Annotated in this window: 13 protein-coding genes; 3 read left to right on the plus strand and 10 right to left on the minus strand. The window is 43.7% G+C overall.

What is annotated here, in order from left to right:
• From yajC to secF, 3 genes are read left to right on the plus strand one after another with little or no spacing between them, the layout of a single operon-like run.
• Window positions 1–330: a preprotein translocase subunit YajC gene (yajC, locus tag F975_RS01650; protein WP_004749739.1), complete on the plus strand. Its 330-nt coding sequence runs from the start codon at window positions 1–3 to the stop codon at window positions 328–330.
• 54 nt (window positions 331–384) lie between these two features.
• Window positions 385–2,286, plus strand: a complete 1,902-nt coding sequence (gene secD / locus F975_RS01655) for a protein translocase subunit SecD (protein WP_004749740.1) — start codon at window positions 385–387, stop codon at window positions 2,284–2,286.
• Between the two features lie 8 nt (window positions 2,287–2,294).
• Window positions 2,295–3,260 carry a protein translocase subunit SecF gene (gene secF, locus F975_RS01660; RefSeq protein ID WP_131381281.1) on the plus strand — a complete coding sequence of 322 codons (966 nt, stop codon included), beginning with the start codon at window positions 2,295–2,297 and terminating at the stop codon, window positions 3,258–3,260.
• Window positions 3,261–3,315: 55 nt separating this feature from the next.
• Here the strand turns inward: secF and F975_RS01665 are convergent, their stop codons facing one another.
• The 10 genes from F975_RS01665 to ndk form a co-directional block, all read right to left on the minus strand.
• Entirely contained in the window at window positions 3,316–3,951 is a 636-nt protein-coding gene (locus tag F975_RS01665; RefSeq protein ID WP_034425565.1) for a 4'-phosphopantetheinyl transferase family protein, read from the minus strand.
• Window positions 3,952–4,177: 226 nt separating this feature from the next.
• The gene (der, locus tag F975_RS01670; protein WP_004749743.1) at window positions 4,178–5,587 is read right to left on the minus strand and encodes a ribosome biogenesis GTPase Der; all 1,410 of its coding nucleotides are present in this window, start codon (window positions 5,585–5,587) and stop codon (window positions 4,178–4,180) included.
• Between the two features lie 3 nt (window positions 5,588–5,590).
• Window positions 5,591–6,742, minus strand: coding sequence for an outer membrane protein assembly factor BamB (gene bamB, locus F975_RS01675; protein ID WP_004749744.1), 1,152 nt, complete (start codon window positions 6,740–6,742; stop codon window positions 5,591–5,593).
• Complete coding sequence (locus tag F975_RS01680; protein WP_004749745.1) at window positions 6,743–7,444, minus strand: YfgM family protein; 702 nt, start codon at window positions 7,442–7,444, stop codon at window positions 6,743–6,745.
• 30 nt (window positions 7,445–7,474) lie between these two features.
• A complete protein-coding gene (gene hisS / locus F975_RS01685) occupies window positions 7,475–8,767 on the minus strand; it encodes a histidine--tRNA ligase (protein WP_004749747.1) in 1,293 nt (430 codons plus the stop codon).
• Entirely contained in the window at window positions 8,764–9,879 is a 1,116-nt protein-coding gene (gene ispG / locus F975_RS01690; RefSeq protein ID WP_004749748.1) for a flavodoxin-dependent (E)-4-hydroxy-3-methylbut-2-enyl-diphosphate synthase, read from the minus strand. The genes hisS and ispG overlap by 4 nt, the downstream gene beginning before the upstream one ends.
• A 21-nt stretch (window positions 9,880–9,900) precedes the next feature.
• A complete protein-coding gene (locus tag F975_RS01695) occupies window positions 9,901–10,689 on the minus strand; it encodes a helix-turn-helix domain-containing protein (RefSeq protein ID WP_004749749.1) in 789 nt (262 codons plus the stop codon).
• Window positions 10,680–11,540, minus strand: coding sequence for a type IV pilus biogenesis/stability protein PilW (gene pilW, locus F975_RS01700; RefSeq protein ID WP_004749751.1), 861 nt, complete (start codon window positions 11,538–11,540; stop codon window positions 10,680–10,682). Before pilW ends, F975_RS01695 begins: the two co-directional genes overlap by 10 nt.
• 22 nt (window positions 11,541–11,562) lie before the next feature.
• Window positions 11,563–12,798 (minus strand): dual-specificity RNA methyltransferase RlmN, encoded by a 1,236-nt coding sequence (rlmN, locus tag F975_RS01705; RefSeq protein ID WP_004749752.1) that lies wholly within the window; start codon window positions 12,796–12,798, stop codon window positions 11,563–11,565.
• A gap of 119 nt (window positions 12,799–12,917) precedes the next feature.
• Window positions 12,918–13,349 carry a nucleoside-diphosphate kinase gene (ndk, locus tag F975_RS01710; protein WP_004749754.1) on the minus strand — a complete coding sequence of 144 codons (432 nt, stop codon included), beginning with the start codon at window positions 13,347–13,349 and terminating at the stop codon, window positions 12,918–12,920.
• Window positions 13,350–13,424 lie beyond the last annotated feature (75 nt).

Raw genomic sequence — 13,424 nt, forward strand, 5'->3', positions numbered from 1 at the left:
ATGAGTCTGTTTATTTCTACAGCATATGCCGCAGGCGGCGCTGCACAACAACCAAGCATGATTGCCAATGTCGGGATGATCATCGTATTTGTTGCAATTTTCTACTTCTTGATCTGGCGTCCACAATCAAAACGTGCCAAAGAACACCGTACTCTGGTTGAAAGTCTAGGTGTGGGCAGCGAAGTGGTTTTTGCAGGTGGTTTGATGGGACGTATCCTCAAACTTGAAGGTGATTATGCTGTGGTTGAGCTAAGCCGTGGCAATGAAATCAAGATTCAACGTGCAAGTGTCGTTTCAGTATTACCAGAAGGCACTCTGAATAGTCTTTAATTTTCTCCTTAAGTCGTGCAATCGCACGGCTTTCTCATTTTAAGAAGATAGCAAATGCGTTACCCTGCATGGAAATATTTGCTGATTATCGTGGTTTTGATTATCAGTACATTATACGCACTGCCAAGCTTATACCCAGATGAACCAGCGGTTCAGATTTCAGGGGCGAAGGCTGGTACCAACATTGACCAGTCGGTCTTGCAAAAAGCAGAGCAAATTTTAAAAAGCCAAAATATTGCCAGTCATGACAACAGCTTTACCAACAATGCTGCCTTACTGCGTGTTTCAAACTCAGATGCCCAGTTAAAAGCCAAAGATGTGTTGCGTCAGGCGCTTGGCGACCAATACGTTGTTGCGTTAAACCTTGCACCAACCACACCAGCATGGTTACAAAAAATTGGCGCCAAGCCAATGAAACTGGGTCTGGACTTACGTGGTGGGGTTCACTTCCTGCTTGAAGTGGACATGGACAAAGCGTTATCTCAACGTATGGAAACTTCGGCAACTGATTTACGCCGTCAACTTCATGATAACAAACTGAAATTTAATAACCTTGCTGTCAATGGCAACGTGATTAACATCCAGTTTGCCAACAATGATGACCGTGATGCAGCGACCAGTTTCTTGCGCCGCAATAACCCAGACTATACCTTGCAAGCATTGGCAACAGATACAGGTTCAACGCTGAACTTGACCTATAGCGATGCGAAAAAACAAGAAATCCAGTCTTATGCAATCAACCAGAACTTAACCACATTACGTAATCGTATTAATGAGTTAGGTGTAGCAGAAGCAGTAGTTCAAAGCCAAGGCAACAACCGTATTGTGGTGGAACTGCCTGGTGTTCAGGATACTGCTGAAGCAAAACGTGTTTTAGGCCGTACTGCTAACTTGGAATTCCGTCTGGTATCTGACCAGAATGACCAATATATTGACCCATATACAAGTAAATATAATGGTCAGCCATTACCTCCAGGTACAGAACTGTTTGCTTACCAGTCTTTAGACAGTGGTCGTCAGTTATTGCTTAACCGTAACCGTATCCTCACTGGTGAACGTGTTCAAAATGCGACTTCTGGTTTGAGCCAAGACACAGGCGGTGCAGAGGTGAACATTACCCTCGACAGCGCAGGTGGTAAACTGATGTCGGATGCAACCCGCAGTGCTGTGGGTAAACGTATGGCAGTATTGTTTATTGAAAATAAACAAAAAATTGCTTACGTAAAAGATCCGAAAACAGGTGCACAAACTGAAGTTCGTACACCATATACCGAGTCTGTGGTAATTAACGCAGCAACAGTACAACAAGTTTTGGGTTCACAATTCCGTATTACGGGTTTAAGTTCACCACAGGAAGCTTCTGAGCTTGCCTTGATGCTACGTGCAGGTGCTCTTGCAGCGCCAATGTACTTTGTCGAAGAGCGTGTGGTCGGCCCAAGCCTTGGTCAAGAAAATATCGACAAAGGGATTCTATCGACTGAAGTCGGTTTTATTCTGGTTGCGATCTGGATGGTGGTGTTCTTCCGTGTCTTCGGTGTGATTGCCAACTTTGCACTGGTGATTAACATTGCCATGATTCTGACGGTCATGTCTTGGATTGGCGCATCGCTGTCGCTTCCAGGTATTGCAGGTATTATCATCACCATTGGTATGGCGGTGGATGCCAACGTCTTGATCTGTGAGCGGATCCGAGAAGAAATCAAATGGGGGGCCTCGCCCAAACAAGCCATTGTGGCAGGTTATGAGCGTGCCTATAACACCATTTTCGACTCGAACTTGACCACATTTATTGTTGCGTTCATTTTGTTCGCCATCGGTTCTGGCCCAATCAAAAGTTTTGCGGTAACGCATATGATCGGTATTGTCTGCTCAATGTTTACCTCAATTACCGTGACCCGTGCCATTGTGCAATTAATTTATGGCAAAAGCCGTGACTTGAAAAAGTTGAGCATTTAAGGAGATCTATGATGACCAATGTGACTCAACCTAAATCAAAACAATACGGTCGCCCTGACAATGAACGCATTATTGGCTTCATGAAGATCAGCAAACCTGCTGCCTTCGCGTCAATTTTAATTACCATTGCCAGTATCTTCTTTATTGCCTTTCGTGGTCTAAACTTAGGTTTGGACTTTACCGGCGGTATTGCTGCAGAAGTCACCTATCAACAAGCGGTTGATCAGGATCAGGTAATTAAATCGCTTGAATCGGCAGGTTTTCAACATGCAGTGGTACAAACCCTTGGCAGTAATAAGGATCTGTTGATTCGTATGCCTGTGCAAAAAGTCAAAGTAGATGATTTAAGCAATACTTTGGCCAAAGCAGTCCAAGTGCCAAATAACACTGCAACCCTGCACAAAGTCGACTCTGTCGGCGGTCAGGTAGGTAATGAGCTGTATGTTCGCTCTGCGGGTGCGGTAGCACTTGCACTGGTACTGATGCTGATTTATGTGACCATTCGCTTTGAGTTCAAACTGGCTGTGGGTGCAATTCTTTCCCTATTTCACGATATCTTGGTGATTTTAGGGGTGTTTGCGCTGATGCAGTGGCCGTTTGACCTAACGACTTTGGCGGCAGTACTGGCGGTAATTGGCTTCTCACTCAACGATAACATCGTGGTGTCTGACCGTATCCGTGAAAACTTCCGTAAGATTCGTGGCGCATCACCGCGTGAAGTGGTCGATATTGCATTGACTGAAACTTTGCGCCGTACTGTACACACCTCTGTAACCTTGTTACTGGTCGTTGTTGCCATGCTAGTTATGGGCGGTGAAGGTCTGCGCTGGTTCTCTGTGGCGATGTTTATCGGGGTATTTGCAGGAACATATTCTTCGATTTATATCGCGACTGCCTATGCCGTGTGGCGTGGTTTGAATCGTCAGGACTTTATTGTACAAGTAAAACCTGAATTTGAAGATGAACATAAATAATTGCTCATTTTCGATTTCGACTTAAATAAAAACAGCATCTTCGGATGCTGTTTTTTTATGGTTGAATATAGCCAATCTCAGGGCTTAGACCCTCACGATCCCGCCATGCCACAGTACACAGCGCATCATTCCAAATCATGTGCTGATAAGAAAATTGCCCCAATTCAGGATGCTGACAATACCCCTGTTGCTGTCCTGCCACAGCTTGGGTATTTAAGGTATTTAAACTCAAACGGATACCCAGACCACAGGCTTTTAAAATTGCTTCCTTGGCTGTCCAGACCTGAAACCAGTATTCAGGGTTTTGCCCTGTAGCTTGCCAGTGCTGATATTCTTCGGGGTGAAAAGCATGTTCAGCCAGTGCCTGAAAACGCACCTTGCGCTGTAATGATTCAATATCAATACCGACATCTTGCACCTGCTGACTCACTGCCAACGCATAATGCTCACGGCCATGACTATGGTTAAATGCCAGTTCAGGATAATTTCCCAAATAGGGTTTGCCATGCTCAGTTTTATCAAACTGCAAATCCTGTTCAGTAACGTTGAGCTGCCGTGCCAAGATCTCTGCTCGATAGGCATAAATTAGTTGTTGCTGATACTGCTTAAATGCCGCCCGATGCTCAAAAGCATCAGGTTGTTGCAGAGCAAGTCGGGACAGCAACTGCAAATAAACCTTTATCTTAGACATGGTGATGAACTTATAAGCATATCGACTTAACCCAAGCATACCATGATGATTAGCTTAAAATTTGATGTAATTAAAACCTGAATTTTTGGAACCAGACTGTTATTTGTCTGAAATAAGTATGATATTTCGATGATAACCTGATATTTTTATGCCTTAAGCAATCACTCAGTTTATTCCGAGCTTTCTGACAAAAAAGCTATCCGAAGATAGCTCTTTATATGATGGCTTAACGCTTAAATTTCTTTTCCGCTTTCTTGAATTTCTGAACGTAACGACGACGACGCGCTGCAACACGTTCATCCACCTGCGACTTACGACCTTCAAACGGGTTTTCTGAAGTTTTAAAGTCGATACGAACAGGCGTACCTTCAAGTTTGTACACTTTACGGAACACATTTTCCAAGTAACGACGATAGTCAGCAGGCGTCTTATCAACCTTGTTACCGTGAATCACGATGGTTGGTGGGTTTTGCCCGCCCATATGCGCATAACGCATTTTAATACGACGACCACTGATCATTGGCGGTTGATGCGCTTCAGTTGCATCATTCAAAATCTGGGTCAATTTCGCAGGGGAAACTTTAAGATTCGCCGACTCATACGCACGGTGAATCGATGGGTATAACTCACCAACACCAGTACCATGCAAAGCTGAAATCAGGTGAATACGTGCCCAAGGAATGAAGTCAAAACGACGATCTACATCCAACTTACATTGTTTACGATCATACTCGGTCATGTTATCCCATTTGTTAATGGCGATTACCATGGCACGACCTGCTTCAAGCGCATAACCGATCAAGTGCAAATCTTGTTCAACCACGCCTTCGCGTGCATCCAGAACAACCACAACAACATGTGCGTCTTTCATGGCTTGTAAAGTTTTAACGACCGAGAATTTCTCAATCATTTCATCTACTTTACCTTTACGACGTACACCCGCAGTATCGATCAATGTGTATTGACGACCATCTCGTTCAAATGGAATATATACAGAATCTCGGGTTGTTCCTGGTTGGTCAAATGCGACCACTCGGTCTTCACCCAACAAGCGGTTGACCAGTGTCGATTTGCCCACATTGGGACGACCAATAATCGCTAGGCGCAAACCTGTTGCTTTGTCGTGTTCTTCAGGATTTTCATCTTCAGGCACATCAACCAGCACATCTTCGAGCATCTGAGAGACGCCGCGACCATGACTCGCTGCAACATGTAGTGGTTCACCAAAGCCAAGTTTGAAAAATTCAGTTACGGCAGCTTCAGCATGTACGCCATCGACCTTGTTGGCAACCAAGAAAACTTTCTTGCCTAAAGTACGCAATTCACGTGCAATTTGTTCATCAGACGCCAATAATCCCGCACGCGCATCCACCACGAAGATAATAATATCTGCTTCGTGAATGGCTGTTTTGGACTGTTCTGCCATATAGGCATCAATGCCCTGTTCACTTTCACCAATACCCCCTGTATCGACTACAATGAACGACTTGTTTTGATAAGCTGCATCACCATATTTGCGGTCACGAGTCAGACCAGCAAAGTCAGCAACCAGTGCGTCACGACTTTTGGTTATCTGGTTAAATAACGTTGATTTTCCGACATTCGGACGCCCAATCAGCGCAATAACGGGTTTCATAAATTAACGATTCTGCCAAACGCTTAACGCGCCCTTTTGAGTTGAAACATAAAGTTGGTTGTCAATCACACGTAAAAATGTGACCTGTCCCTTGGTATTGGAACGACCAATCAAATTACCTGTATTTGGGTCTAATAGGCTAAGAGCACCTTCATAATCACCAACCACAAGGTCAGAACCCAACATCACTGGGTTACTAAGATTACGGTGTAAAAGCTGTGTATTTTCCCAAAGTTTTTGACCACTTATTAAATCATAAGCAATCACTTTGCCATCGGTCGTGCTGACAAAGACTTTATTTTGTGTCACTTCGGGACGCTGGTTACTGCTGGCATCTTGATTCCACAGCACTTGTTGCTGTGCAAGATCAGTCACGGTAACCTGCCCTTGGTAACTGGTCGTAACCATATACTGGCCCATCATCACTGGGTCGCCATTAATGTCATTTAAACGCTGTACGTCTGAGCGACCTTCCGCAACTGCAACACGACGTTGCAAGCGTGGTACACCACTAATGACATCAATGATATAAACATATGCATTTGAAGTTGCAATCAGTACATTGTTTGGATCGAGCATGACAGGTGCTGCGCGGCCACGCAAGCTAAATGAGACATTCGGTAAACGGTAGGTCCAAAGCTGCTGACCTGTGCTGACATCATGTGCGTAGACATTACCATCATTACTGACTGTAATCACACGTCCTGCCTGAATATGTGATGGCGCAATAATCGCACCTGAAAGCTGAGCGGCCCATTTTATTTGTCCCGAAGTTTCATCGAGTGCAAACAACTCGCCTTTTTCATTGCCTGCAACCACAATGCCTTCACCAACTTCCACACCCGCACTTAAGCCATGTTTTTTGGTGAGCTTGGTTGACCAAAGGCGCTGTTTGCCTTTGTAGGCTTCGACATAACCTTTTGGATCTACCAAAAAGATTACGCCATTGTCTGCACCCATTTGTAAACGCAATGGATCATTTTTATTGGTTTGGGTGACATGCTCAGAAAATACAGGAACTAAAGTTTTCGCTTGCACTATTTTTGGAAGTTTATTGGGTTTAATTTCTTCCACTTTAGTTTTATTGCTAGAGCAGCCCACCAAAGCAACAGCTGCAAGTGTTAGCGCAAACGGTACGGTAAATTTTTTATTCATTTAAGACTCATCCACTTGTGTTTTCAAAATTGGGCGTTCGATATCAGGATCATTCACTAAAACGCCAACACTTTCGAGTTTAATTTGTAAAATTTGTCGTTCTTGTTTACGCGCAACAATGGCATCCCATGCACTTTGATACGCTTTGCGTGCTTGAGCAACATCATTTTTTGCAACGTAAATATCACCACGTGCTTCATCTGCTGATGCTTTAAACGCTGGAACTTTGATGAGATCCAAGGTTTTTAAAGCATCATCATATTTTTTCTGCGCTGCTTGTGTATAGGCCAAATGTAGGTTAACCAACTGAAGTAAGCCTTCGTCGTCAACCTTCGCATTTTGTACTTTTTTCAGTTCACGTTCTGCCGCAGTATAGTTGCCTTGGTCAAATGCCACTTTAGACATGACCAATTCAGCTTGAATCGCCTGCACAGAGTCCAGATTCTTTTTCAGAACTGTGTCAGCAGATGGCGCAAGTTTGTTATATGCACTTGGATCACCTGTTAAACTCTGTGCTTCATCCATGAGTTGCTGAACACGTGCGGTTTCATTTTGCGCACTATGGAGCTGTTTTTTCTGCCAGTAATTCCAGCCAAAAAATGCAATCAATGCAACCAGAATACCACTGACTGCGGCAGAACCATATTTCTTGCTCAGTGATTTTAGATTATCGAGTTGCTCTTCTTGTGTTAGTGCACTCATGTGACTGTCCTTCTGACTTTCCTATGCAGCTTATTCAGCAAATTTTTCAATTAAAAATGGCACGATGTCCGCAATTTTTAGCTCGACTTGTTCTGCCGTTGCCAATGTTTTGAGGCTGACTTGCTGATTTTCCCACTCACGCTCACCCAAAATCATGGCAAAAACTGCCCCAGATTGATCTGCCTTTTTCATTTGGCTTTTCATACTGCCTTGAGAGCCTGTTTTCACACGAATTGAGCTGTTTAAAGCTTCAAGCTGATTGCGTAATTGTTCTGCCAACACCAGTGCTTTACCTTGACAAGCAGGATCGGCAAGTAAGAACACTTCACAATCACGAGTGATTTGTGTTTGTTCAACCTGTTCAAGCAACAGCAACAAACGCTCCATACCCATGGCAAAACCAACCGCAGGCACAGACTGGTCTGCTTTCCCTTTAAGTTGTCCCACTAGACCATCATAACGTCCACCTGCACAGACTGTGCCTTGTGAACCTAAATGTGTGGTTGTCCATTCAAATACGGTTTTGTTGTAATAATCTAAACCACGAACCAGTTTCTGGTTAATCACAAACTTCACACCTGCATCAGTTAAATACTGCTGCAATTGTGCAAAGTGCTGCATAGTGTCTTCTTTTAGGAAGTCATGCAGTTTCGGTGCATTTTCCAGAATTTGCTGAGTGCGCTCGTTTTTCGAATCCAAAATACGTAGTGGGTTGGTGCTTAAACGGCGCTGAGAATCTTCATCAAGCTCGTCTTTATGCGCAGTCAAAAACTCAACCAATGCATTACGGTATTCGTTACGCTCATCCATTTCGCCCAAAGTATTCAGCTCAAGCTGAACTTTGTCGGAAACGCCCATACGCTGCCACAAACGTGCAGTCATTAAAATCAGTTCAGCATCAATATCTGGCGTTGCTACCCCAAAGGTTTCCACACCAAACTGATGAAACTGACGGTAACGACCTTTTTGTGGTTTTTCATAACGGAACATTGGTCCGATATACCACACGCGCGGCGTCGCTCCACGCAACAAATTATGTTCAAGCATGGCGCGTACACAACCTGCCGTTCCTTCAGGGCGTAAAGTCAGCGACTCTGGCGGATTGCCTTTGTCGAAAAAGGTATACATTTCTTTTTCAACGATATCGGTTGCATCACCAATAGCGCGTTTAAACAAACCCGTATGTTCAACCATCGGCAAACGGATTTGTTGATAGCCATAGGCATCCATTAATGATGCAAGATGCTGCTCCAGACGTCTCCACGCAGGCGTTTGCGAAGGAAGAACGTCATTAAAACCTTTAATTGCGACAATTGAACTCATGATGAACTACGAATAATCTCTTTAGCTTTAGCTTCTTCAAGCTCTTGAACACGTTGACGAACCATTGTTTCAATTTCGTCAACTAACTGATCGGTATAAATAAGATGACTTTTCTCACCATTTCGATAGACCAATGATCGAGGGCTTGCCCCAACCACACCAATATCGGCTTCCTTGGCTTCACCAGGTCCATTGACCTTACAACCAATTACCGAAACATCCATTGGTGTGCGAATACCTTCTAGGCGTTGCTCCAGTGCCTGCATCACTTTAATGACATTAAATTCCTGACGCGAACAGCTTGGACACGCAATAAAATTGATCCCGTTTGAACGAAGTCCAAGTGATTTTAAAATATCAAAACCAATTTTGACTTCATCTTCAGGCTCAGCCGCCAAGGAAATACGCATGGTATCACCAATGCCTTCCAGCAGCAGACCACCCAAAGCAATTGCAGACTTGACTGTACCCGTACGGTAAATCCCCGCTTCGGTCACACCCAAATGTAACGGATTATCAATTTGTTGAGATAATAAACGATAAGCATCCAAAGTTAAAAACACATTTGATGCTTTTACACTGACTTTAAACTCTTGAAAGTCCAAACGATCTAAAATATCAATGTGGCGCAGTGCCGACTCAAGCAATGCCTGCCCTGTCGGTTCGCCATATTTTTTCTGCAAATCTTTCTCTAAAGAACCTGCATTGACCCCAATCCGAATCGAAATACCATGATGCTTCGCCGCAGCCACAACTTCACGTACTTTTTGATCTGAACCAATATTGCCCGGGTTAATGCGTAGGCAGTCTGCACCATAGTCAGCAACAGCCAGTGCAATTTTATGGTCAAAATGAATATCGGCAACCAAAGGCACTTGTACCCGTTTACGGATAGCACCAAAGGCTTCAGCAGCCTCCATTGAAGGTACTGAAACACGCATGATGTCTGCACCTGCCTGTACACAGCGCTCAATTTGCGCCACAGTTGCATCGACATCGCAGGTTTCGGTATTGGTCATACTTTGCACCGTAATTGGTGCATCACCACCCACATACACAGAACCAACACGGATTTTACGTGTTGGACGGCGTTTAATTGGATTTTCGATCATGACTTGGTCAACTCTGTTGCATTAACGTGATAAACGGAAGTCTGCCTGACCATTTACCGTATAAGGTGCCAAAGGAATAGATTCATTATTTAGGGTTAAAGTCACAGCACTGGCATTGTCAAGACGTACCTGAAATGGTGAAACGCCTTTTAGGCTTAAATCTGCAGCCTGACGACCTGTTGCCAATACTTTACCTGTTGAGTCCACAATATTGACTGAAGTCGGCTGTGAGAATTTCAAATTGAGCTGATCGCCCGTTGTTGCTGTATTTTGATCTACAGAAGAAATTACCTGTGTATTCGATTGTGGGTTTGCCGCAGCTGCTGGCTGTTTTTTGGCTGCCCATTTTTGCAAGCCTAACACCACGAGCCATAATACAAAAATCACCACAATGGCAATCACAATGCGTTTTAGCCATTTTTTATTGCGATCACTGTTTGAACCAGGCAGTTTGCCCATGATTTTAATCGGTGAATCTTTTAAGGCGTGATTTGGCAATAAACCTGTGTCATTGGCATAGATTTCATCAAAACGCTGAATAATTGCCGAAGCATCGACATTTAAGTATTTGGCATATATACGATAATAACCTTTAATAAACGTTGCTTCAGGCAATGATTTATAATCATCACTTTCTAGCGCTTCTAAAGTTTTTATCGGCATATTCAAAGCTTTTGAAACATCAGCCAATTCACGTTTTTGAGCAAGGCGGATATGACGTAAGTATTCACCTGGACGCTGAACGTTGCCTAAAGTATTAGGGGTTGCTGATGTACCCGTCGATTGCTGTGAATTTGGATTTACTTCCATACCGCCTCAGTACTGTACTGTAATTGCAAATAACGTTGATATTCTTGGCTATCGGGGAACAAAGCCCGCAATTGGTTAACCAAAACCTGCTTGCTCATATTATCACCATTGGCGCGAGCAAGGCGAATACCAACCCATAGACCGTGTGCGCTTTGGTTTTTATCACCAACCAATCGCACATAATCACCATACGCTTCTGTTGCCAGTGCAAACTGTTGACGCAGGTAAAAAATTTCTGCCAACTCTAACATCGAAACTGTAGAATTTCGATTTACTTGCAGGGCTTGTCTGAATGTTTTTTCAGCATTTGGTGCATCACCCAGCTTTAAATAGGTTAGGCCCAGATTTTCCAGTGCCATTCCACGCTGCTCATACCCTAAAGTTGAGCCTGCAAGCTTGAGTTGTTCAAGCGCGTCATTATAGCGCCCTAACTGAAACAGATAACGCCCATAATTGTTACGTGTTTGTGCATCTTGAGGGTCAATCGAAATCGCACGTTTAAAATATTCTTCAGCTTTCACTACATTCTCAGGGCTACCCTCTTGCTGCAACAAGACTGCCATAAGCATATTAGCACGCACGTTGCGAGTGGTCTCTTGAAACACATCATCGAGCGCACGTTTCGCTGCATCTAAATCGCCTGTGCGTAAATATTCAGCTGCAATCTCTACACGAATTTCAGCCGCTTTTTTCTTGTCACGCTTAAACTTGCTGGTTGGCGTACTAATATCTGCATAACTCGGTGAACTATCTTTTTTCACCAACCCAAGTGTGCTTTGACAGCCTTGTAAACTGAACAACAAAGCACCTACACCCAGTAATATCACACTATGTTTTACAGTTTTTTTCACGCCAAACCACCTCAGTGAATTATTATCCTTTTGAGCGTATGATCTCATTTTTTTCTGCAATTTTCTTTTGCCATTGTGCCGCGCGACGGGTGCGGTCAGCAACTTGTCCGACCAACTGACCACATGCAGCATCAATATCGTCACCACGTGTCTGACGAATAGTACAGACAAAGCCCGCATCTGACAAAGTTTTTTGGAAGGCAATAATACGGTTACGACTTGAGCGACCGTACGGTGCGTGTGGGAACGGGTTAAAAGGAATCAGGTTAATCTTACTTGGTAGATTTTTTAATAATTTAAGTAATTGCTGTGCATGCTCAGGCTGATCATTCACCCCATCAAGCATGACATATTCAATGGTCACATGCTTACGTGCACTTTCATTACCGTCTTTGGCAATATAACGCTGACATGCAGTAATCAATTGTTCTAATGGGTATTTTTTATTGATTGGCACCAACTCGTTACGCAATTCATCGTTTGGTGCATGTAAAGAAATTGCCAGAGCCACATCAATATCTTGTGCAAGCTGATCAATTTTCGGTACAACACCTGAAGTTGACAGTGTAACGCGGCGCTTGGACATACCATATGCAAAGTCATCCAGCATAATACGCATTGAACTTAAAACAGCGTCATAGTTGAGTAAAGGCTCACCCATACCCATCATCACGACATTGGTCACTGAGCGTTCACGCTCTGCGACAGGCACGTCTTCCATATAAGAGAAGTTTGCCATCCAAAGCTGACCAATAATTTCAGCTGGAGTTAGATCGCGCTGGAAGCCCTGTTTACCTGTCGAACAAAATGAACAGTCCAATGCACAACCTACTTGCGAAGAAATACACAAGGTCTTGCGTAAACCTGTTTTATCTTCCGCAGGAATCAGAACGGTCTCAACCAAAGAGCCCTCGCCTTCACCCACGCGAAACACCCACTTACGTGTGCCATCTTTAGAATAATTACGATGAACCACTTCAGGCGCTTTAATTTCACAAATCTGTACCAGTTTGTCGCGAAGCTTGCCTGAGATATTAGTCATTTCGGCAAAATCAGTGACAAAGTACTGGTGAATCCATTTCATGACCTGACCTGCGCGAAACTTCTTTTCGCCCAAATCTTCAAAGAATTTTTCGAGTTCTGCCCGTGACATGCCAAGTAAATTAACTTTTTGCACTGGATTCGCAGGCTGATGCAATGTGGCGGTGTTTTGCTGTCCATCTGAAACCAAAGATGAACCAACTGCTTCAAGAGCCATGTGTATTACCTAAACAATGTCAAAGAAAAAACAAGAGTGGCTTTATAAAGCCAAGAGATTTTCAAGAATAAAAAAACCAGATAAGCAGTATAACACTTATCTGGTTTGAAGTATCTCGATTAACGAGTGCGTGGGCAAACTTCAGTTTGAGCGAAGAAATAAGAAACTTCGCGAGTAGCAGAAGCTACTGAGTCAGAACCGTGAGCAGCGTTTTCATCGATGCTTACAGCGAAGTCTGCACGGATTGTACCAGGTGCAGCTTCTTTAGGGTTTGTAGCGCCCAAGATTTCACGGTGAGCAAGAACTGCGTTTTCGCCTTCAAGAACTGAAACAACAACTGGACCAGAAGTCATGAACGCAACGAGGTCAGCAAAGAAACCGCGTTCTTTGTGTTCTGCGTAAAAACCTTCAGCTTCAGCTTGAGAAAGGTGTTTCATTTTTGTTGCAACGATTTTTAAGCCAGCTTTTTCAAAACGAGCGAAAATGTCACCAATATGGTTTTTAGCAACAGCGTCTGGTTTTACGATAGATAAAGTACGTTCAATTGCCATGTCTGGCTCCTTAATTCAAAAAATCAAGATAAATTTTTGCCGCATTATACCGAGGTTAGTCAGAATAATCAGCTA

It is taken from the genome of Acinetobacter brisouisimilis, from assembly GCF_000368265.1.
Lineage (GTDB): Bacteria > Pseudomonadota > Gammaproteobacteria > Pseudomonadales > Moraxellaceae > Acinetobacter.